The following is a 24335-nucleotide window of genomic DNA, read 5'->3' on the forward strand; positions in this document are numbered from 1 at the left end:
CACATGAAAATATCCTATAACTGGTTAAAACAATTCATTAAAACCGACTGGAATTCCGAAGAAACATCTGCTTTATTGACTGATTTAGGTCTTGAAGTTGAAGCCGTTGAGAAATATCAATCTGTAAAAGGCGGATTGGAAGGAATTGTGGTAGGCCACGTTTTAACCTGTGTTCAACATCCAAATGCCGACCGATTAAAAGTTACAACCGTAGATTTAGGCGATGGAGTTCCTGTGCAAATTGTTTGTGGAGCGAGTAATGTAGCTGCCGGACAGAAAGTACCTGTTGCAACAATCGGAACGACTTTATACGATAAAGACGGTAATTCATTTGTAATTAAAAAAGGAAAAATCCGCGATCAGGAAAGCCACGGAATGATTTGTGCCGAAGATGAACTAGGACTCGGAACAAGTCATGACGGTATCATGATTTTGGATTCAGATTTAGCACCAGGAACTCCAGCTTCAAAAGTATTTAATATCGAAAATGATGAAGTTTTTGAAATTGGCTTGACGCCTAATCGTGCCGATGCCATGAGCCACATGGGTGTCGCAAGAGATTTAAGGGCTGGATTATTGCAGAAAAATATCTCAACCGAATTAATAACGCCATCGGTTTCAAATTTTAGGATCGATAAGCGAATTTTAAAGATGGACGTTTCGGTTCAAGATTCAAAGTTGGCTCCGAGATATTGCGGGATTACGATTTCAAATATTACGGTTAAACCTTCACCTCAATGGCTGCAAAACCGTTTGAAAGCAATTGGTTTGACACCAAAAAATAATATTGTGGACGTTACCAATTATGTTTTACATGAATTAGGACAACCACTTCACGCCTTTGATGCATCAAAAATAAAAGGAAATAAAGTAATTGTAAAAACTGTTGAAGCTGGAACAAAATTTACAACCCTTGACGATGTAGAGCGAACTTTACACGAAGAGGATTTGATGATTTGTGACGAAAATGGTCCAATGTGTTTCGCAGGTGTTTTCGGAGGAAAAAACTCTGGCGTTACCGAAACCACAAGTTCTATCTTTTTGGAAAGTGCTTATTTTAATCCAGTTACGATTAGAAAAACAGCAAAAAGACATACTTTGAGTACGGATGCTTCTTTTAGATTTGAAAGAGGAATTGATCCAACGATTACGGAATATGCTTTGAAAAGAGCTGCTATTTTGATTTTGGAAGTTGCAGGAGGCGAAATCACTTCGGATGTAGTAGATATTTATCCGAAAAAATTAGAAGATTTTTCAGTGGTTTTGAATTTCAATAAAACTGCAAAAATCATAGGTCAGGAATTACCAAAGGAAACTATAAAAAAGATTTTGGCTTCGCTTGACATCAAAATTAATAGTGTTTCAGATGTTGGTTTGGGATTAACGATTCCAGCCTACAGAGTTGATGTTCAACGAGAAATTGATGTTATCGAGGAAATATTAAGGGTTTATGGATACAATAACATTAATTTTTCTAAAAAATTTAATGCTTCTGTTTCCAATTCTCCACGAACAGAAGATTATAAGGTTCAGAATATTGTTGCCAATCAATTGACTTCGGTTGGTTTCAATGAAATGATGGCCAATTCGCTTACCACTCCAGATTATGTGGAACTGTCGGAGAAATTGAATGCTGATTTTAATGTAATAATGTTGAATCCTTTAAGTAAGGATCTATCAGCAATGCGACAATCTTTATTATTTTCAGGTTTGGAAGCCATCTCTTTTAACATCAACAGAAGAAATGCTGATTTGAAATTATTCGAATTCGGAAAATCCTACCATAAATTTCCTTCTGGATATGAAGAACACAAGCATTTGACACTGTTCATTACTGGAAATAGATTGGCAGAAAGTTGGACAAACACTCAAAAAGTATCGGATTTCTTTTTATTTAAAGGATATGTAAATGCCATTCTTTCAAGATTAGGAATTGAGAAAACGCAAAATAAACCAGTTGAATCGGATGTTTTTGCTGAAGGTGTTGCAGTAGTTTTAGGAAATGAAACGATTGTTGAATTCGGGACCATCAAAAAATCAATAGCAAAAGAATTCGATATTAAACAAGAAGTTTTCTATGCTGATTTTGATTGGAACAGAATTCTAAAATTAATTTCAAATAAAATCAAATTCACAGAAATCCCAAAATACCCAGAAGTTCGTCGTGATTTGGCACTTTTGGTAGATGAGAATATTCAATTTGATGCTATTTACAATATCGCAAGACAATCAGAAAAAGGATTATTGAAAGGCATCAATCTTTTTGATGTGTATCAAGGAAACAATCTGCCGGAAGGCAAAAAGTCTTATGCGGTAAGTTTTACCATTCAAGATGCAACAAAAACATTAACTGATGTTCAGATTGATAAGATAATGAGTAAGTTACAGAAAAGCTTCGAAACAGAATTAGGAGCTGTTTTGAGATAGTTCACTATTCAAAGATAATTTATAAATTAGAAAGAGGCCTTAATAGCCTCTTTCTTTTTGTAACATGTAACAATAATCAACCAAATCCAACTATCCTTTTGGAGTAACTACAGCATCAATAACATGAATCACACCATTAGATTGGTTTACATCAGCAATTGTAACTTTTGCTTTTCCTCCATTTTCATCAGATATATATAAATCTTTTCCTTCCATCCAAGCAGTTAACTTTCCACCTTGAACGGTTGTCAATGTTGCTTTTCCGTTTCCAGATTTGATTGCTTTTGCAATATCCGAAGCATTCATTTTTCCTGCTACAACATGATAGGTCAAAACAGATTGTAACATTGCTTTATTTTCGGGTTTCAATAATGTTTCAACAGTTCCTTTCGGTAATTTATCAAAAGCTGCATTTGTAGGAGCGAATACCGTAAATGGACCTTTTCCCTGCAAAGTCTCAACCAAACCAGCGGCTTTTGCAGCTGCCACTAAAGTCGTGTGGTCTTTTGAATTTACAGCATTTTCAACAATATTTTTTGAAGGATACATTGGAGCTCCTCCAACGGTTACAGTTTTTTCTTTTTGAGCCAATACTGAAGTACCAGTCATCATTGTAATAGCTAAAATTGAAGCGGATAAAATTTTGGTGATTTTCATAATAATTTATTTTTAAAGTTTTATAAATGCATTTACGCCATAACTCAAACTTTGGTTTTAGCAGTTAATTTCTTTAACAATAAATTATAATTTAGTCCACAAAAAAAGCCCCGTATTTCTACGAGGCTTTTTATATTTAGATTAAGAAAGATTAGTTTCCTCCTTTTTCCATTTTAGCTTTCAATTCAGCAAGAATATCATTATTATCTCCTAATGTAGATGCAGAAGCATTGTTGTTAGATGATGAATTGTTGTTATTCTCTGTTTGAGCTTTCACGTTTTTCTCTTCTTCTTCACGGAAGATCGCAGTGTGAGAAGCTACAACTCTTTTGAATTCTTTATTGAACTCGATTACTTTGAATTCAGCTGAGTCACCTTTTTTCAATTTTTTACCGTCTTCTTTTTCAAGGTGACGAGTTGGAATAAAAGCAACAACATCTTCTCCAAATTCTACAGTAGCTCCTTTGTCAACGATTTCAGAGATTTCACCTGTGTGGATAGTTCCAACTGCGAAAGCATCTTCATGTTTGTCCCAAGGATTAGCAGTAGTTTGTTTGTGACCTAAAGATAATTTACGTCCGTCAACATCTAATTCTAATACTACAACGTCAAGTTTTTCTCCAACGTTTACAAATTCAGATGGATGTTTGATTTTCTTAGTCCAAGATAAGTCAGAGATATAAATCAATCCGTCGATACCTTCTTCTAATTCTACGAAAATTCCAAAGTTTGTAAAGTTTCTAACGATACCTGTGTGTTTAGAACCAACTGGGTATTTAGAAGTGATATCAGTCCATGGATCTTGAGTCATTTGTTTGATACCCAATGACATTTTACGGTCATCTCTATCAAGAGTCAAGATTACAGCTTCTACTTCATCACCAACTTTTACGAAATCCTGAGCACTTCTCAAGTGAGTAGACCAAGACATTTCAGAAACGTGGATCAAACCTTCAACACCTTCAGCAACTTCGATAAATGCACCGTAATCAGCGATTACAACTACTTTACCTTTTACTTTGTCACCAACTTTCAAGTCAGCACTCAAAGCATCCCATGGGTGAGCGTTCAATTGTTTCAAACCTAATTGGATTCTTGTTTTCTCATCATCGAAATCAAGGATAACAACATTCAATTTTTGGTCTAATTCAAGAACTTCACTTGGGTGGTTGATTCTTGACCAAGAAAGGTCAGTAATGTGAATCAATCCATCAACACCACCTAAGTCAATAAACACACCATAAGAAGTAATGTTTTTAACAACACCTTCTAATACTTGTCCTTTTTGCAATTGACCGATGATTTCTTTTTTCTGTACTTCAATATCCGCTTCGATAAGCGCTTTGTGAGAAACAACAACGTTTTTAAATTCGTGGTTAATTTTCACAACTTTGAATTCCATCATTTTGTTTACGTAAACATCATAATCTCTAATTGGCTTAACATCAATTTGAGATCCTGGCAAGAAAGCTTCAATACCAAAAACGTCAACGATCATACCACCTTTAGTTCTGCATTTCACAAAACCATTAACGATTTCACCTGTTTCGTTAGCAGAGATAACTCTATCCCAAGCTTTGATAGTACGTGCTTTTCTGTGAGAAAGAACCAACTGACCTGTTTTATCCTCACGGATATCAATCAATACTTCTACTTTGTCACCCACTTTCAAGTTCGGGTTGTAACGGAATTCGTTCAAAGAAATAACTCCCTCAGATTTAGCGTTGATATCAACGATAGCATCTCTGTCAGTAATTCTTACAACAACACCTTCCACTACTTCTTCCTGATCAGTTGCTATAAAAGTTTTAGCTACTAATTCTTCAAATTCTAACAAGTTTTTCTCATCAACAGCATCAATACCTTCTTGGAAATTGTGCCAGTTAAAATTAGCTAAAAACTCTTCTTGTGATTTTAATTGTTCAGACATTTGTTCTGATAAAAATTTGTATTCTGTATTTTCTTGCGTTTCATGATGCGATAAGAAAAAAACAGAAGTTGTTTTACTTAAATATTTGATACCTAATGGAAACGCCTCCCGCCAAAAGGTGTGCAAAAGTAATAATAAATTTTAAATCTGCAAAATATTATAGTTTAGATTTTTAGGAGCGAAAGGCTTGTGCAAAAAATAATCCATTTTCCAGCCTTCCTTCCAAATCTTTTTGTTTTTAAAGAAAAAACAAAAAGGATTTTCCCTCCAGTCTGGGCTAGATGAATAACTTTAGGCTTCTATTAATCTTTTGGACTCAACTTTGTCTATAATGTTTCGCCCTTTCAGGGCTGAAACCATAACGGTTTGCGGGTTTGACAGGGAGTTGCAAAACCGTTAACAGAAGTGTTTCAGAGTTTTGTTTTCATACCCCCTCCATCTATTATATATTCAAATCCTTTTTCAATGAACAAACCCTTTGTTTTATTAGAGTTTTTTTCTTGTCCATGAGAAACGTCAATATTTATTAGTTTTCCATTGTAGTCTTTTTTGATGCTGTTATTAATAGTATGCCCAAATACTATTTTATTTGCTTGATAAAAGTTCAAAACATTATCTAATTCAATTTCTGATATTTTGTCATAATGCTTATAATCAATTGCTAAACCACGATACCAATAAATTCCTTCTCTACCAATCAAAAAATTAGCTTTTTCATTGTTTTCTGGCTCATTGTATAAATCTTTAAACCAGTTTTGTTTCGAAAGAGTATTGATCTCTGAAATTGATAAATTATGTTTTAAAATGTTTGGACTTAATCCTGCGTGAACAAAAATATAATTTCCTATTTTTTCAATTCCATTCTTTGACTGCAACCATTTCCCCAATTCTGTTTTATCGGAATACATAAATTGAGTTGCCTTTTTCCAATCTTCTGTCTTGCCTATTAAGGTCGCAATCTTAATATATTTTTCATCATTATATTTAAACCGTCCTTGAAAATTAATAATTTCATGATTTCCTAAAATATAATGAACTTTTCCACCTTGTTTTTCTGCCTGTTCTTCTAGTTTATAAATAAGCCAAAGAACTGGAACCACATTAGAACCTCTGTCAACAAAATCTCCTGTCAAAACCAAATGCCCGTTACCAAATGTCCAGTTGTAATTTGTATCAATAATGTTATTATTAATTAGGAAACTTGAAAATGCGTTGAAATTCCCTTCAATATCAGAAATCGCAATTAGTTTTTGAGGCATTAAATAAGTATCTGCATTTTTTTGAATCAAATCTTTTTTAAAGAAGTAGAATTTATCTAAATCTTTATTGTTTACTTGAACTAAAATTGAATCACTCTTTTTGTATCCTGCAGTTTTTACATTATTTAATGAATCAACACGATATACTATTGAATCAATAATATAAGGTCCGTCTATTCCATTTAGCTTGACAATATGTTTCTTTTTATAAGAGAATTCGAATTCCCTATCTTCAAATAAAACTCTCAATCCTGACCACGTAGAATGTGTTCCATCTTGGTATTCAATATTAATCCCAAAAATTAATAAAAAAAATAAAATTGAAGAAATAATTGTAATTGCTATAATCTTTAAAATTTTCATTGTTGTTTTAATAACGGTTGTTTCATAATAGGTCAGCTAACTAATTTTTTAACTCATCTTTCATAGGCATTTGTGTCGCCCTTTCAGGGCTAGAATTCACGGACGTTTGATTCCATATTACATAGGGTTTTACCCTATGCTAAAATGTTTCGCCCTTTCAGGGCTACCCAACAATTCTGGTTATTTCAACAAGAGTTCGAACAACTTTGGAGCTTCAAGTTTAGAATCATCCAAGATAAAATTCTTGTCATACAATTTCCAAGGAGAATTGGCAAAAAAGTATAATTTGTTCCCGAAAACACTTGCCAAAGCTGGCTCGTTGAATTCATTTCTATTTTGGTCCAAAACAACAAAATCGATAATCTTGTTATTTTCTTGGTTTAATTGATACTGCACAATCCGAATTGGAGTAACACCATTGTGAATCGCAATCAATGAATTTTTATAAAAAACCAAACCATCAATTCCTTTTTTCGTTGCATTTTCAGGGAATTTCAACCAGGAATGGCTGTTGCTTTTCAAATCAATCATTACAATTCCCTTCAAATAATCGGCAATAAATAATTTCGTATAATTTTCATCAAAAGTAATTCCTTGCAAATTAAAAGCCTCATTTCGCAAATCTTTCCAAACCGAAATTGTATCATCCGATATTTTATAAATCAAAGGTTCTGCACTATCAGAAACATAAACCTCATTATTTTTCCCTACAATCAAATCCCCAAAAACGTGATTTCCTTCAACGGAAAAGCGTTGCACTATCTTTTTTGTAGTAATATCAATTTTCAAAATCTCATTCTTCCCTTCCATTTCCTTGCTAAAATACTTCATTTCTGGAATTGCCGAAGTCGCCACCCATAAAAATTGCTCCTTTGCATCCACTTTCATTGCAAAAACCGAATACTTCGCATCTACAAACCAATCACTGCATTTTCCTGAAGCCACATCAAACGAAACAATTTTCTTATTTCGAATACTCGAAGCCAGCCAAAGTTTTTTATTTGAAATGCACAAAACACTTTCAGGATGCAAATCCTTTTCTGAAAGACTAACTTTAAATTTAGATTGCGTAATGGTTTTATTCTGTGAAGCTTTCAACTCTTTTATAAGTTGGAAACCTTTTAAATTTCTCAAGGACTCAAAATCGGCATCATCTTCAAAAGCAACGGTATTATTTGCCAAAATCATCTGCCTTAAAACAGAAAAAGCCTCAGTACTTTTCCCATTCAAGGCAAAAGCTGAGGCTAAATTATAAGTAAAGGTTGGATGTGCTGGTCTGATACTGTCCAATTGCTGAGTCAGTTTCAAAAACAAAGCATAGTCCTTGTTTTGATAGGCTTCAACACTTTTATTGTAAACAGCTTTGGTTTGCGAAAATCCAGAAATTCCGATTAATAGTAAAAGTAAAAATTTATATTTTATCATTATTTCCGAATTTAAAATTAAAATTTTAGTGACTTACCGTTTCCACATCTTTTGGATCATGCTTGTGCTTGAATAAAAAGGCAAAGGCAATTGCAATAATCAAAGCATAAATTGCAAATGATAGCCAGATATTGTGCCAATCTTTTATCCCGTCTTGCGTAAAATATTTATCAATTGCATAACCACTTATTTTACTTCCCAAATAAGCACCAACACCATTGGTCATCATCATGAATAATCCTTGTGCAGAAGAACGAATCTTAGAGTCTGTTGTAGTTTCTACAAATAAAGATCCTGAAATATTGAAGAAGTCAAACGCCATACCATAAACAATGCATGAAAGGATAATCATCCACAAACCTCCCATCGGGTCTCCATAGGCAAATAACCCAAAACGCAAAACCCATGCAATCATAGAAAATAACATCACTTGCTTTATTCCAAATCGTTTCAAAAAGAAAGGGATTGCTAATATAAATAAGGTTTCAGAAACTTGAGAAATAGACATGATGATGGTTGAATATTCCACCACAAACGAATTTGCATATTCTGGTATTTTGGCAAAATCATTTAAAAAAGCATCGCCATACATATTAGTAAGCTGTAATGCCCCACCTAAAAACATGGAGAACACAAAAAAGAGTGCCATTTTATAGGACTTAAACAATTTAAACGCGTTTAAACCCAATTGCTCCACAAAACTTGCATCTTGTGAAATTGATTTCTGTGGAGGGCATTTTGGTAAGGTGAAGGAATAAATTCCTAACAAAATTGCAACAACTGCTGCAATATAAAATTGATTTGCATAAATTGGATTTCCTGAAATGTTGGATATAGCCGTACCAATACTTAATCCAAAACTTTCAAAAATTTGAGGCGGAGTTGGCGAACTGAATACATTTGTGATCCACATGGCGACAATAAAACCTATTGTTCCCCAAACGCGAATTGGAGGAAAAACCTTTATCACATCATAATTGTTGTTTTTCAAAATCGTGTAGGCTATCGAGTTTGACAAGGAAATGGTTGGCATATAACAAATCATTGCTCCAAAAATGATATAATATAAAATATTTGGATCATTAACTTCTGGAACATAAAACAAAAATAGTCCATACAAAATATGCAGAATTCCATAAAGCTTTTCAGCATTAACCCATTTATCTGCTATAATTCCCGTAAGTGCAGGCATAAATAATGACGACAAACCAAGTGTAGAAAATATGGCTCCAAATTCGGCTCCAGTCCATCCTTTTGCATTAAAGCAATAAGTTCCAATCGTGATTAGCCAAGCTCCCCAAACAAAAAACTGTAGAAAACTCATTAAAGTCAATCTGCTTTTTATGCTCATAAGAAAATTTTGTATTTATGTTTTTTGAAAATTTTACAGCCCGTAAATCTACTATTAAAAATGAAAATAACAAATTAATTAAAAAAATTGAAAAATTTGAAAGTTTATACCATTTTACAGCAGCAAAATAAATTGATTCGAAATTTTAAATGTACTCATTTAAAAAACCTCAAAGACTTTATTTAATTCGATTCTTGAATGGGATAATAATAATTTCGTAGAAAATGATTAGCTTTCTAATTCATCTGTAACCAATTCTAAAACAGCTGTAAATTGTTCTTCTCTTGAAAGGTAGGAATTATCGATTTCGATAGCATCATCTGCAATAATTAAAGGAGAATCTTTGCGATGCGTATCAATATAATCACGTTCTTGAACATTTTTCAACACTTCTTCATACGAAACTTCATCACCTTTTGCTTGAAGCTCATCAAAACGCCTTTGAGCTCGTGTTTCGGCACTTGCTGTCATGAATATCTTGAGTTCGGCATCTGGGAAAACGACAGTTCCAATATCTCTTCCGTCCATGACGATGGCTTTGTCTTTTCCCATTTGCTGTTGCTGTTCGACTAATTTGGCACGAACTTCAGATACTTCGGCAACTCGGCTGACGAATTTTGAAACTTCAATGGTTCTGATTTCCTTTTCTACATTTACATCGTTCAAAAACATCTCGGCAAAACCTAATTCGGGATTGAATTGAAATCTTAGATTGATATCCGGCAAGGCATTGATTAAAGTTTCTTTGTCAAAAGATTCTTCGTTGATGTAACCGTTATCCATTGCAAAATAGGCAACGGCACGGTACATTGCTCCAGTATCTACATAAACATATCCGAGGTGTTTGGCCAATTGTTTGGCTAAGGTGCTTTTTCCTGTAGAGGAAAATCCGTCGATGGCGATGGTGATTTTTTTCATATTTATTTTCGCCACGAAGGCACTAAGTCGCAAAGATAAAATAAAGTTTGAGAAAGGGAGAAGTTGTAATTTAAATAGTTTTGGTTGACTACGTTCGCTTGCGTGAGGGATTGCAGTGGAAATCCTTTTTATTTTTTTTCTTTAAAAAAATAAAAAGATTGTAACGGAAAGCCCGACAGCATCTTCAAAAAGGCTGTAGACAAACTGAATTTGCCTTTTTGAAAATGGTGGCACGCCCAAATATTAATCTTGAAAGTTAATCGTGAGTCCGAAAAGGCTTGTGTTTCCTGCCAAGGTATAACGCGAATAGGAATAATCAAACTTGATTTTGTTGAAACGTAGTCCGAAACCAACTGATATTCCAGAAAAATTCCGCTGGTCGAGAATACGGAGCTCCTCGCCTCTTCTAAAATTATAACCCAATCTAAGGTTGAAGGCTTTTGCTGGAAAAAGTTCGGCTCCAACGATAACGTGACGCAAGGCGTTGTTGAAAAAAGAAACTTTTTCTTCACTTTCGCCACCATCTATTGTGCCTTCGGATCTTGCTGGATTAGAAAAAGCGATGTCCCATTGTTGCAAATTTTCTAACGTTAGATGCCATCTCAAGGGAACATGTTCTAGTTCTTGCGAAATTCCAGCCATTATTTCGAGTGGCAATTGTTCGCGTGTTCCTGCATAAGTTGTAAATTGTGTTCCGATGTTTCGAATGGCAAGTGCAATGTTGATGTCGTTATTTTCATCGATATACAAAGCTCCAAGATCGATAGCTCCACCAAAAGAATTATAGGTTTCTAGGGTTGAAGAAATGAGTTTAGCATTGGCACCAAGGTAAATATCGGTCCAAGGAATGTTAAAAGCATAGCCGAAGGAAAGTGCAGTTTCACTTCCTGTAAAATCCGAAGTATAGTTTCCATTTTCGTCATATCCTTCAAAATTTCCGTAGTTTACATAGTTCACACCTGCGTGAAAAGTTTGCAGATGTCGGTCATAGGTATAGGCATAATTGGCAGTTCCGTAGGTTACTTCTCCAAACAAACTTCCATAGTTTAGAGAAAGGTGATTGTCCATTTCTGGATTAATCGTCGCCGGATTATACATCGCTTGATTGACATCGTAGTCATGAATGGTAAGGATTTTTCCACCCAAAGCGGCCTGTCTAGGAGAAGTAATAAGATTTAAAAACTGATAAACTGATTGACCGCCTATCTGACTGTAATTTACAGTACAAAAAAGCATAAAAACAGCAACGGTTATTTTTTTAAACATAGGGTGAAAACCAATTTACATATCCTATAACGGAAATGCGAAGATATTATTTTTAAAATAAAGTTGATTTATTAAATTTCATCAAAAACAAAAAAGTTTAACCGATGATGATTAAACTTTTTTGAATATAATTATTGATCTAAAAACTATTAGTTCAATATTTTAGCATTTTTAGCATTTTGGTCTGTAATGGCGATTGCTAAAACTTCGCTCATTTCTTTCACATAATGAAAAGTCAAACCTTCCAAATATTCAGGTTTAATTTCATCAATATCACGCTTGTTTTCATGACAAAGAATAATTTCCTTGATATTGGCTCTTTTTGCAGCAAGGATTTTTTCCTTGATTCCTCCCACAGGAAGGACTTTTCCTCTCAAGGTAATTTCTCCTGTCATGGCAAGGTTTTTCTTGATTCTTTTTTGTTTGAAAACTGAAACAAGAGAAGTCAACATTGCAATTCCAGCACTTGGTCCATCTTTTGGAGTAGCTCCTTCTGGAACGTGAATGTGAACGTTGTATTTGTTTAGCATTTCAGGATCAATTCCTAATTTATCGGCATTAGCTTTGATGTATTCCAAGGCAATTGTGGTAGATTCTTTCATAACCGTACCCAAATTTCCTGTCATGGTCAAGCTTCCTTTACCTTTGGAAATTAGGGATTCTATGAACAAAATATCACCCCCAACACTTGTCCAAGCTAATCCTGTTACCACACCAGCAACTTCATTACTTTCGGATTTGTCACGTTGCATTCTTGGAACACCAAGTATTTTTATAATATCTTCGTCGGTTAATTTTATATTGTATTCTTCTTCCATTGCAACTGATTTGGCTGCATTTCGGATGACTTGTGCAATTTTATTTTCTAAACCTCTCACACCTGATTCACGCGTGTAACCTTCTACAATTTGCTCCAATTGTTTTTTTCCAATAACCAAATGTTTCGAGGTAAGTCCGTGCTCTTTTAATTGTTTTGGAAGCAAGTGCTTACGAGCGATTTCAACTTTTTCTTCTATCGTATAGCCTGACATTTTGATGACTTCCATCCTATCGCGTAAGGCGGGTTGAATGGTTGACATATTATTTGAAGTTGCAATGAACATCACTTTTGATAAATCATAACCCATTTCAAGGAAATTATCATAAAACTCCTTGTTTTGTTCTGGATCTAAAACTTCAAGTAAGGCAGATGACGGATCGCCATTATGACTGCTTGATAATTTATCAATTTCATCCAACACAAAAACAGGATTTGATGTTCCTGCCTTTTTCAAACTCTGAATAATTCTTCCTGGCATTGCTCCAATATAGGTTTTTCGATGTCCGCGGATTTCAGCTTCGTCACGCAAACCACCTAATGAAATACGAACATATTCCCTACCCAAAGCTTCTGCAACAGACTTCCCAATAGAAGTTTTACCAACTCCTGGGGGTCCCGTCAAACAAAGAATAGGTGATTTCATGTCGTTTCGCAATTTTAAAACTGCCAAGTGCTCGATCATTCTCTTTTTCACATCTTCCAACCCAAAATGGTCTCTGTCTAAAACTTTTTGAGCATGTTTTAAGTCGAATTTATCCTTTGAATAATGGTTCCAAGGTAACTCTAGAAACAATTCAAGATAATTTCTTTGGATGCCAAAATCAGGAGCTTGCGGATTCATACGTTGCATTTTTGACAATTCCTTTTCAAAATGCTTCAACGTTTTTTCGTCCCATTTTTTGGTTTTTGCTTTTTGACGCATCTCTTCGATTTCTTCCTCATGAGAAACGCCACCAAGCTCTTCCTGAATGGTTTTTATTTGCTGATGTAAAAAATATTCACGCTGTTGCTGGTCTAAATCAAAGCGAACTTTAGACTGGATGTCGTTTTTTAATTCGAGTTTCTGCAACTCTAAATTCATAAAACGAAGTGTTGCTAAAGCTCTATCTTTTAAATCATTAATAGCAAGTAAATCTTGTTTTTCTTTAACTGTGAGATTCATATTCGAAGAAACAAAATTCACCAAGAATGATTGACTTTCAATGTTCTTAATAGCAAACGTAGCTTCAGTTGGAATATTTGGACTTTCCTGAATAATTTGGGTAGCCAATTCCTTTAATGAATCGATTATTGCAGAGAATTCCTTCTCACCTTTTTTAGGACGCTTTTCCGGAACTTCTTTAATGGTCGCTTTGATGTAGGGAATCTCTGTTGTAACGGTATCAATTTCAAAACGTTTTTTTCCTTGAAGGATAACGGTAATGTTTCCGTCAGGCATTTTTAGAACACGCAAAATTCTTGCAACAGTACCAACGCTATTAATATCATTGAACGTTGGATCTTCGTCTTCTTCATTTTTTTGAGAAACAACTCCAATTATTTTGCTTCCAGCATTCGCATCATTGATTAATTTGATCGATTTGTCGCGACCAGCTGTAATTGGGATTACAACTCCTGGAAAAAGGACCGTATTTCGCAAAGGCAAAATAGGCAATGCTTCAGGAAGCTCCTCGTTGTTCATTTCTTCTTCGTCCTCTGGTGTCAATAGTGGAATTAACTCGGCCTCAGAATCGAATTCTTGTAGTGACAAGTTGTCAATGGTGATTATTTTTTGATTCGACATATAGTATTTAAGTCATTTTGTCATTAAACAAAAACAGCAGTCATACAAATTTAAAGTATTCTTGATGTTTATTTCACTGTAAATCAATAATTAATAAAAATTTATTATTTGATTTCAACTCATAAAGTCAATCTTTATGCCATAAAAAAATCCGCTTATGCGGATTTTTTAATAATTTATTTTGAAACGATTTTAATATTCGACATCAAAAGATCCGGCTGTAATTACTTCACCTGTTGTTGTTGTAAAATTGAACGTTCCACTAATTCGATCAGCGGTTTTAGTGCTAATTGTTAAGGATCCCGTTGCAGAATAGGAAGGATTTGCATCTCCAATACGATAAGCAGCTCTTGCCATATTACCAAGCGGCTCGTTTGTCATGACGTGTGTTCCAACTTCTGCATCATCATTAATGAAAAGAGAAATTTGCTGATCTTGTTCATTTATACCATTGATTGTTATGATATCAAATTCTCCTGAAGAGGCAAAAGCGGTTGTAATGATTTCATCTTCAAAATCGATTCCATCTATTTTTGCTTTAACAAAATCCCCATCACCAGGATCTTCTGATGAGATATAAGGAATTGAAAAAGACCCATTTGTAAATTCAATTGCAGCAGGCGGATTTTCATCTGTAAAATCAGACCAATATCCTGTAAAAGTGAAAGTTCCAGTAATCGTTTTCGCTTCGGTATCTATTTCTGTTATAACAACCGAACCATTGCTGATGTAATTTCCGTCAGCGTCTTCATTAAAATTCACATAGTCATATTCTGAGTTTGGACTCGGAGAATAGGAAAGGATATTGTTTTCATTATCATAAGTTCCAACAGCAGCACCATCGAGAGCGATACTTACCGTTTGTCCAGTAGATTTTACTCCCGAAATTAAAATATTTCCGCTTGAAACATAAGCGATAGTTGTATTTGCTTCAAAGGTATCTCCGTTAAAATCAACTTGAAAAAAACCACCTTCTGGTTGTTCTGGCGTTACGATTACGGCTGGATCCAAAGGTTCTACATCACCTGAACAGGAGGTTAAAAAAGCTGAAAACACTATAAAACAAACTGATAAAAATTTAAATCTTTTCATTAAAATTATGGTTATAAAGGTCAATTGATTTTTCAAATATAATTTTTTTTATTCGTTAGACAATACTTTTTTAGGAACACGAAGTAAAAGTAGTAATCCTACAATAAAGAATACCGTTAAAAAAACGATTGAATTTCGCATACTTCCTGTAATTTGATCGATAAAACCATATAGCAACATCCCGATTACAATTCCTACCTTTTCTGATACATCATAAAAACTAAAAAACGAAGTTGTATCGTCTGTTTTTGGCAAAAACTTAGAATAGGTTGAACGTGAAAGTGCTTGAATTCCACCCATTACAAGACCTACAAAACTAGCAGTAATATAAAAATGCATTGGTGTTGTTACAAAATAGGCAAAAACACAAATAACAGCCCAAATGGCATTAATGAAAATAAGTGTTTTAATGTTTCCGAATTTACTCGAAGCCAATGAAGTGAGAATTGCACCAAAAACTGCTACTATTTGAATGACCAGAATGCTGATAATTAACCCTATCGTTTTTTGATCATCATTTTCCCAATTAATTTCTTGTTCACCAAAATAAACTGCAACCAACATGACAGTTTGAACCGCCATGCTATAGACGAAAAAGGAAATTAAATACCTTTTTAAAGGAAGATTTTCAAACAATTGATTTTTAACTTTTTTCAATTCCCTAAAACCATTGAAGAAAACGGCTCGGGTAACTTTGTCGTTATTCTTGTTGCCTTTCGGCAGATGATAAAACGTATATTGACTAAAAGCAATCCACCAAATACCCGTCAAGACAAAGGTTAATTTCATGGTTTCCACCTTATCGGCATCTGTTTCTTGGCTCATTACCAATGCCAAACTAATCAGAAGTAAAATCACACTTCCAAAATAACCTAAAGAATACCCTTTGGCACTCAAACCATCTTGTTGCTCATTAAAAGCCACGTCTGGCAAATAGGAATTATAAAACACCAAACTCCCCCAAAAACCTATCAATCCAAAAAAATAACAGGCTAATCCAAAATAAATATTTTCTAAAGAAAACCAATACAATCCTATACAAGACAAAGCCCCGAGATAACAAAAAAACTGCATAAACCGTTTTTTATTCCCTACATAATCGGCAATTCCTGAAAGCAACGGTGAAATAAAAGCAACAACTAAAAACGCAGCTGCTGTAACAAAACTAATCAAGGCGGTATTTTTGATGGTTGTTCCAAAAACGGCTACTTCAGTTTGATTTCCAGGAAAAAGAGAAGCATAAAAAATAGGAAAAATAGCCGACGAAATAACCAATGGATAAACCGAATTCGCCCAATCATAAAATGCCCAAGCGTTTAATAATTTACTACTTCCCTTTTCTAGATTTGCCATATTTTTATTTTTTAGACATAAAAAAACCACGCCGTTTAGCGTGGTTCGAAGATACTATTTTTATTTAAACGTTACTCCAAATTTTGCAGCATCTGCTTTAGCTTTCGGAATTAATCTTTTCAAGTTAGAAATCCTTGTTTGATCAGATGGGTGTGTACTTAAAATTTCCGCTGGAGCTCCACCTCCAGATTTAGCTGACATTCTTTCCCAAAACGGAACTGAAGCATCTGGATTATAACCTGCAATTGCCATCAAGGTCAAGCCAATTTCATCTGCCTCTGATTCATGGCTTCTGCTAAATGGAAGCATCCCTCCTACTTGACTCCCAACTCCATAAGCTTGCATTACCAAAGCTTGAGTCTCGGCACTTTTACTTCCAACTGCTGCTTGAGCAACTCCAGCACCAAGTTGTTGAGCCAAACCAGCACTCATTCTTTGTTGACCATGATTGGCCAAAGCATGTGCAACTTCATGTCCCATAACCGTTGCCAAGCCCGCTTCATCTTTAGTTACAGGTAAAATTCCAGAATAAATAACGATTTTTCCACCAGGCATACACCAAGCATTAACTTCCTTGTTTTCAACAAGTTTGTATTCCCATGCATACCCCTCTAAAGCATCGGCTGTTCCTCTAGATTTAAGTAACTTTTCGGCAGCGGCTCTAATTTTGGCACCTACTCGTTCTACCATTTTTGCATCGGAAGTTCCCGTAACAACTTTGTTTTCCTTCAAAAATGCCCCATATTGGCTAAAAGAAGAAGCAAAAATTTCACTATTTGGCACAAATGCCATTGTTTTTTTTCCTGTTACAGGGTTAGTTGCACAAGAAATAACTACTCCTAAAATTGCAGCAGCTGTTCCTAAATAAATGTACTTTTTCATAATGTTTTGTTTTTGTTGTAAAAATAAACATTTTTCTACTTACCTGTGATATGAAGTTCCGTAAAATCTTTATGAATAAACAATATGGTTTTTCCATCAAATTGTGCATTTTCTAAAGAAATACTATCATTATCAAACTCAATTGAAGCAATTTCAAAGGGCAATCCGTGTAAAACAATCTTGAAACGTTTATAGTTAGTTTCAAATTTACCTTCGATGTGCTGTTGGATAATCAGTTCGTTTTCTTTTCCTCTCAAACTAAAAGTCGAAAGACTGAACCTTCCTTTATTGTAGTCATATCCATCTTGCGAATCTTCATACAACATTGATTTTTCCTTGCCTAATTTATAATATACGTCAAGCGTAATTTCCTCAAATTCTAATTCGCCAACATATTGCTGAACCGGATATTTTGGTATAATGGCACCTTCTTTTATAAAAATCGGAATCTGGTCATAATCAGTTCCTACCCAAAATTCTTTTCCTCCCGAAACCACTTCATTCGTCCAGTAGTTGTACCAATTTCCTTTCGGAAGATACATTCTTCGTCCGATAGCATTTGGTTCTAAAATCGGGCAAACCAAAATCTGATTTCCAAAAATAAATTCATCGGTTCTATAATGCGTTTGTGGATCTTCTTGATCAAAATACACCAATGGCTTCAACATCGGGACACCGTCATTGATGTATTCCCAAAACATGGTATATAAATAAGGAAGCAATTGATAACGCAATTCAACAAATTTTCTAGTAATATCAACCACTTCTTCGTCAAATGACCAAGGTTCCTGATCACCGTGATCTCCAGAAGAGTGGGTCCTGCAAAACGGATGAAAAACACCTAGCTGAATCCATCTTGCATATAATTCGCCCGAAGGCTGTTCTGCAAATCCACCAATGTCAGATCCTGTAAAACCCATTCCCGACATTGACATTCGTTGCATTTGGATGTTTGCAATCCATAAATGTTCCCAACTTGCTACGTTATCTCCTGTCCAAGACGAAGTATAGCGTTGTGCTCCAGAATAAGCCGAACGCGTGATAATAAAAGGTCTTTTTGGATACGAGAATCGCTTTACTCCTTCATAAGTGGCACGTGCCATCTGAGTTCCATAAATATTATGGGCTTTCCTGTGACTGCAAGGGTTTCCGTCATAATGATGGCGAACATCCATCGGAAAAGTCTTTCCAGGAATGTCCATCACGGCAGGTTCGTTCATGTCGTTCCAAACACCTTTTACACCGATATCTGAAATCAATTCCTTAAACAATCCAGCCCACCATTCTCTAACTTCTGGGTTGGTATAATCTGGAAAATTACATTCTCCTGGCCAAACTTTTCCTTTCATATAAGGACCATCGGCTCTTTTGCAGAAATAATCATTTGCCAAAGCTTCGGCATAAACCGAATATTCCTTATCAATTTTAATTCCCGGATCAATGATAACAACGGTTTTAAAACCATCTTCTGCCAATTCTGCAACCATCTTTTTCGGATCTGGAAAATAATCTTTGTTCCATGTAAAACATCTGAAACCATCCATATAATCAATATCTAAGTAAATGGCGTCACACGGAATTCGAAGTTCACGGAATTTACTCGTCACTTCCTTCACCTTATTTTCCGGATAATAACTCCACTTACATTGGTGATATCCTAAAGCCCAAAGTGGCGGTAATTCTGGTTTTCCTGTTAGATGTGTATAAGTTGTAACCACATCTTGCATTTTTGGACCATAAATGAAGTAGTAATTCATCTCTCCTCCTTCGGCCCAAAAACTGGCTACGTTTCTTCTTTCGGCACAAAAATCAAAAAAGGTTTTGAACGTATTATCAAAGAAAACACCATAGGCCATCTTGTTTTGCAAGCCAATATAAAACGGAACAACCTTATACAAAGGTTCTTGGTCTTTATGAAAAGCATATTGATCGGTTGCCCAATTTTCTAATCGCTTTCCTTTCAAATTCAAATGTGAAGCCTTGTCGCCCAAACCGTAAAAACTTTCACCTTCTTTCGAAGCCTTACTCATTTTCACGATGTTTCCACCAAAATTATAATTCTCTTCCCAATGAAAACCGAGCTCATCTTCCAAGATGCTTTTCCCATCCAAATCAAAAATTGCGACTTTCATGTCAACTTTTCTGATGATGCAAACTACCTTGCTGGTTTTGATTTGATATACATCGTCACTTTCTAGAAGTTCTAGAAAATTATATCCATGTGATTGACTTTTGTCTATTGCATACGAAAAATCATTGCTAAAATAACCTTTTGTAGTATACCTGAAACGGATCAAGCTATCTCGGATAACCGAAACGCGAAGGATTACACTATTATCTGAAAAGAAATCGAAAGAATTGACTTCTTGTGTAAATGAAACTATTTTGGAAGGAAATAAATCTCCTTTATATTCTAATTCTTGATTTAAAATCATAGCTTAAATTTAAATGGTAAATGCCAAATTTACAAAGTTGCTAACTACTTTAGCCATTTAGCTTTAAGTAGTTTTTAACTATAACGTTTTCGGCTCTTGATAATTTATTTTGGAGTTTGAATTTTCGCTTTTAATAATTCCATTAAGGATTTAACACCAAAGAAAGTGCCTTCGAAATATTTCCCCTCTTTATAACTCGAAACAAAATAAGAGTTCACTTTTTCCTTGGTTTCTTCGTCAGAAATTAGTTTTACAAGTTCATCCGAATTTTGAATCCTAATCCTTCTAAATTCCTTCGAAATATTGATGGTCATTTTTCTTTCAACCAAAGAAGGAAGGAAATTTGCCAATCCCAACGTAAACTTTTCAAAGTTTTCCTTATTGGTAAATTCGCTATTGATGGTAAAGATCGAAATCTCAATTCCGGTTTCTTTTTTAAAATCAATCAACATTTCGACAAGTTTTTCGGCTTCGGTTTGATTGAAAAGATTTTCAAAATCATTCAGTGGTTTAAAACCTTTCTGAACCGCTTTTCGCAGTTGCTCTTCTCTTTGTAGTTTGAAAGAATTTACGGTGTCATTTCCTTGAGAGAAAGAACACATTGAAGAGAACAGAACAACTAGGACAATTATTTTTTTAAACATTTTTTATTTTTTTTGCCCTAATAAGGCATTTAAGATTTTCAAGCCAAAGTAATTATAGGAACTTAAATGCCTTATAGGGTTAACTTTATTTTATGAAATTTTAAAAGCCATAACACCCAAAGGCGGTAAAACCAAGGCTGCCGAAAACGCCCTTCCGTGGTACTCTTCCTTATCAATTTTTATTTTAGCCTCATTTGTCACGCCACTTCCTCCATAACGTTCATCATCACTGTTGAAAATCTGAACCAGTTTTCCTTTTCTCGGAAGTCCAATCCTGTAATCAGTTCGAACCACAGGCGTGAAATTGCAAACCACAATCACATCAGCTTTTGCATTATTTCCCTTTCGGATAAAAGCCAAAACCGCATTCTGATGGTCATCATAGCTAATCCACTCGAAACCTTCTGGAGAAAACTGCTTTTCATACATCGAAGGGTTTGATTTATAAAGTGCATTCAAATCGGTAATTATATTTTTAATACCTAAATTAAACTTCGATTCTAATAAATGCCAATCCAAACTGCCTTCAAAATTCCACTCACGCCTTTGCCCGAATTCCGAACCCATGAACAACAATTTTGCTCCAGGATGCGTGAACATATACCCATAAAGCAATCTCAAATTCGCAAATTGTTGCCATTCGTCACCCGGCATTCTTCCCAAAACCGAATATTTACCGTGCACCACTTCATCATGTGAAATCGGCAACATAAAATTCTCCGAAAAGGCATACGTCATCGAAAAAGTCAAATCATTTTGGTGGTATTTTCTATAAATCGTTTCACGCTTAAAATACTGCAAGGTATCGTGCATCCAACCCATCATCCATTTCATTCCAAAGCCAAGTCCACCCTGAAAAGTAGGTCGCGAAACCATTGGGAAAGCCGTACTTTCTTCGGCAATTGTCTGGACGCCTTCAAAATTGGTATAAACCGCTTCGTTGAATTCCTTCAAAAAACTAACGGCGTCAAGATTCTCTCTTCCACCAAAAATATTCGGTTCCCAACCGCCTTCGTCACGAGAATAATCGAGATAAAGCATCGAAGCAACGGCATCTACACGAAGTCCGTCGGCATGATAATGTTGGCACCAAAAAATGGCATTGCTGATTAAGAACGCTCGAACTTCATTTCGTCCATAGTTAAAAACCAAGCTCTTCCAATCCGGATGGTAGCCTTTCCTCCTGTCGGGATGTTCGTATAAATTGGAACCGTCAAAATACCCCAAACCGTGACCGTCATCAGGAAAATGCGAAGGCACCCAATCCAGAATCACGCCAATTCCAGCCTGATGCAACTTGTCAACCAAATACATAAAATCCTGTGGCGTCCCAAAACGAGAAGTTGGTGCAAAATAACCCACCAACTGATACCCCCAAGAAGGGTCATATGGGTATTCCATAACCGGCATCAGCTCGACATGAGTAAAACCGGTTTCTTTTACATAATTCACAAGGTCTTCCGCTAATTCACGATACGTCAGGAAACGATCTTCCTTTTCTTGGCGTTTCCAAGAACCTAGATGCACCTCATAAACCGAATAAGGTCTATCCAAAGCATTGGTGTCTTTTCGGGACTTCATCCATTTATCGTCCTTCCATTTATAGTCCAAATCCCAAACAATCGAAGCCGTTTGTGGCGGATGTTCACAGTAAAGACTAAACGGGTCAGCCTTTTCGGTCAATGCATTATTATTGAACGAACGAATCCTGTATTTATAAACCGCCCCTTTCTGCACCCCGGGAATAAAGCCTTCCCAAATGCCCGAACTGTCCCATCTCACTTCAAGTTGGTATTCATTTCCATCCCAAGAATTAAAATCGCCAATCACCGAAACACTTTGAGCCGATGGAGCCCAAACTGCAAAATAAACGCCCTGTTCACCATTGACTTCTATCAAATGAGACCCTAATTTTTCATACAACCTGAAATGTTTCCCAGCCTTAAACAGACTGATATCAAAATCAGTAAAAAGAGAATGCGATATAATTTTGCTCATGTTTTGTTTTTGTTTCTGTCGTATTGTATAATATTTTTTAAATCTAATTATTTTTTTTGGTGTAATACTTAAGGTTATGCAAAATTTGGGTTTTTAAGGAGGATTTATAAAATTTACTTTATATCCTTTTCATACTGTATTCAATATTCTATCCCTAACTATCTCTTTAATTAATTCATACTCTTGATTTGTCATTGATTTTTTTGGAAACATATAGTTTACAGTACTGCACAAGATTATTAATTCATCATTAATATCAGCTTTCTTGAACTCTGACCATTTTTCTATATGTTCTTTATCATCTTGAATTATTGAAATTGAAACCTCACTTACTATCAGTTTATTAATTTTATATTTTGATGTTTTGTCTAAAAACGTTTTTATAGATTTTCTCCACTTTAAAACAGTATAAATTTTTCCACCAAGAATTATTGCTGATAAAATCCACAAGATACATACAAATAGCATATTCTCTTGTGATTCATTAGTTATTCTAAAATGCACTAAAAAGAAAAGAAATAGTAATCCTAAAAATATAAAAATGTGCGTTTGAGTTTTTGCAGTTGGTGAGAAAAAAAGATTCTCATTACCGTTTCTGAAGTAAAGTTCTTCGAAATCAGCTCTTCTAAAAGTTAAATCAATTTCTATTGTTTTCATAAAATTTCTGGTCGCTTGTTTACCAATAAAAAACATCAATTCCAAAAAATAAAAAACCCCAACAACAAAAATTGTATGAGGTCCAATCTAATTAATCTTAAGTTTAGAATGAGATTGTTCACTTTAGTTATTTATGCTTTTTTTATGATTCCTAAATTTAATAAAAATAACAGAAAATAATAACTTGCATAAAAATTTAGTGAAATGGCAAAGAATTCAAAAATTCGCAAACAATCTTTAAACATTCCGAAGTCAATTCTTGTCACAGTACAGATTTTACAATTTATATCGCTAAAACTAGTCACACTCTTTGCCGCAAGATTGTTCATGACACCAATAAAACATAAGATTCCGAAGCGCGAATTGGAAATGGACAAAAAAAGCCGTCAGGAAAAAGTGAGAATCCCAACAATTTCAAAGGAAGTTGTGGTCTATCATTATGGTGCTTCCGCAAAAAAAATCCTGCTCGTTCATGGATGGTCAGGCAGAGGAACTCAACTGGTCAAGATCGCCGATGCATTTTTAGAATTGGGCTATTCCACCGTAAGTTTTGATGCACCAGCCCACGGAAAATCAGCAGGAAAAACTACTTTGATGCCTGAATTTATTGCCGCAATATTTGAACTCGAAAAACAATTTGGCCCGTTTGAAGCCGCTGTTGGCCATTCGCTTGGCGGAATGTCACTCTACAATGCTACCCGTCAAGGATTGAAAATAAAAAAATTAGTCACCATAGGTAGTGGCGATATCGTTCAAGATATTATGGATGATTTTACGTATAAACTAAAAATGAAACACCAAGTGAGCAACCGAATGCGATTGTATTTCGAAAACAGATTTGGCGAAACTATGGACAGCTTTTCTGCGTATCTATCTGCAAAGGAAATCGACATTCCGGTTTTGGTAATTCATGATAATGATGATGACGAAGTCCCTGTAAAATGCGGAATCCACATTCACAAATTCCTGAAAAACGGACAATTAATGATTACAAAAGGTCTCGGGCATCGAAAAATCCTTGGAGACGAACAAGTAGTAGAAAGTACAACTGCATTTATAACAAATTAAAGAAAGA

Annotated in this window: 17 protein-coding genes; 2 read left to right on the forward strand and 15 right to left on the reverse strand. The window is 35.0% G+C overall.

The annotated features are described in order from the left end of the window. Positions 1-3 precede the first annotated feature (3 nt). On the forward strand, positions 4-2427 hold the full coding sequence (gene pheT / locus G508_RS0108915; protein WP_026704993.1) for a phenylalanine--tRNA ligase subunit beta: 2424 nt from the start codon (positions 4-6) through the stop codon (positions 2425-2427). A 90-nt stretch (positions 2428-2517) separates the two neighbouring features. Here the strand turns inward: pheT and G508_RS0108920 are convergent, their stop codons facing one another. The 15 genes from G508_RS0108920 to G508_RS0108995 form a co-directional block, all read right to left on the reverse strand. Then, positions 2518-3084, reverse strand: coding sequence for a fasciclin domain-containing protein (locus G508_RS0108920; protein ID WP_026704994.1), 567 nt, complete (start codon positions 3082-3084; stop codon positions 2518-2520). Between the two features lie 151 nt (positions 3085-3235). Next, the gene (rpsA, locus tag G508_RS0108925; RefSeq protein ID WP_026704995.1) at positions 3236-5014 is read right to left on the reverse strand and encodes a 30S ribosomal protein S1; all 1779 of its coding nucleotides are present in this window, start codon (positions 5012-5014) and stop codon (positions 3236-3238) included. 410 nt (positions 5015-5424) lie between these two features. Then, positions 5425-6636 (reverse strand): metallophosphoesterase, encoded by a 1212-nt coding sequence (locus G508_RS0108930; protein ID WP_211223381.1) that lies wholly within the window; start codon positions 6634-6636, stop codon positions 5425-5427. Positions 6637-6816: 180 nt separating this feature from the next. Continuing rightward, positions 6817-8061, reverse strand: a complete 1245-nt coding sequence (locus tag G508_RS0108935; protein WP_026704997.1) for a YncE family protein — start codon at positions 8059-8061, stop codon at positions 6817-6819. 25 nt (positions 8062-8086) lie between these two features. Further along, positions 8087-9412 (reverse strand): nucleoside permease, encoded by a 1326-nt coding sequence (locus G508_RS0108940; protein WP_026704998.1) that lies wholly within the window; start codon positions 9410-9412, stop codon positions 8087-8089. 228 nt (positions 9413-9640) lie between these two features. Continuing rightward, the gene (cmk, locus tag G508_RS0108950; RefSeq protein ID WP_026704999.1) at positions 9641-10330 is read right to left on the reverse strand and encodes a (d)CMP kinase; all 690 of its coding nucleotides are present in this window, start codon (positions 10328-10330) and stop codon (positions 9641-9643) included. Positions 10331-10573: 243 nt separating this feature from the next. Next, positions 10574-11596 carry a type IX secretion system protein PorQ gene (gene porQ / locus G508_RS0108955; RefSeq protein ID WP_026705000.1) on the reverse strand — a complete coding sequence of 341 codons (1023 nt, stop codon included), beginning with the start codon at positions 11594-11596 and terminating at the stop codon, positions 10574-10576. A gap of 149 nt (positions 11597-11745) precedes the next feature. Further along, the gene (gene lon / locus G508_RS0108960; RefSeq protein ID WP_026705001.1) at positions 11746-14199 is read right to left on the reverse strand and encodes an endopeptidase La; all 2454 of its coding nucleotides are present in this window, start codon (positions 14197-14199) and stop codon (positions 11746-11748) included. A gap of 192 nt (positions 14200-14391) precedes the next feature. After that, positions 14392-15291, reverse strand: a complete 900-nt coding sequence (locus tag G508_RS0108965; RefSeq protein WP_026705002.1) for a DUF6252 family protein — start codon at positions 15289-15291, stop codon at positions 14392-14394. Between the two features lie 48 nt (positions 15292-15339). Next, positions 15340-16644: an MFS transporter gene (locus tag G508_RS0108970; protein ID WP_026705003.1), complete on the reverse strand. Its 1305-nt coding sequence runs from the start codon at positions 16642-16644 to the stop codon at positions 15340-15342. Positions 16645-16704: 60 nt separating this feature from the next. Continuing rightward, on the reverse strand, positions 16705-17526 hold the full coding sequence (locus G508_RS0108975) for a M48 family metallopeptidase (protein WP_026705004.1): 822 nt from the start codon (positions 17524-17526) through the stop codon (positions 16705-16707). Positions 17527-17561: 35 nt separating this feature from the next. Next, the gene (locus G508_RS0108980; RefSeq protein ID WP_026705005.1) at positions 17562-19961 is read right to left on the reverse strand and encodes a glycoside hydrolase family 31 protein; all 2400 of its coding nucleotides are present in this window, start codon (positions 19959-19961) and stop codon (positions 17562-17564) included. 104 nt (positions 19962-20065) lie between these two features. After that, positions 20066-20605, reverse strand: a complete 540-nt coding sequence (locus G508_RS0108985) for a TPM domain-containing protein (protein ID WP_084625947.1) — start codon at positions 20603-20605, stop codon at positions 20066-20068. A 90-nt stretch (positions 20606-20695) separates the two neighbouring features. After that, positions 20696-22603: a 1,4-alpha-glucan branching protein GlgB gene (glgB, locus tag G508_RS0108990; RefSeq protein ID WP_026705007.1), complete on the reverse strand. Its 1908-nt coding sequence runs from the start codon at positions 22601-22603 to the stop codon at positions 20696-20698. Positions 22604-22732: 129 nt separating this feature from the next. Beyond that, positions 22733-23260, reverse strand: coding sequence for a hypothetical protein (locus G508_RS0108995; protein ID WP_157485923.1), 528 nt, complete (start codon positions 23258-23260; stop codon positions 22733-22735). A gap of 204 nt (positions 23261-23464) precedes the next feature. On the opposite strand from G508_RS0108995, the gene G508_RS0109000 reads away from it, so the two are divergent. Next, a complete protein-coding gene (locus G508_RS0109000) occupies positions 23465-24328 on the forward strand; it encodes an alpha/beta fold hydrolase (protein ID WP_026705009.1) in 864 nt (287 codons plus the stop codon). The last annotated feature ends 7 nt before the right edge of the window (positions 24329-24335 follow it).

It is taken from the genome of Flavobacterium soli DSM 19725, assembly GCF_000422705.1.
In the GTDB taxonomy this organism is placed as follows: Bacteria; Bacteroidota; Bacteroidia; order Flavobacteriales; family Flavobacteriaceae; genus Flavobacterium; species Flavobacterium soli.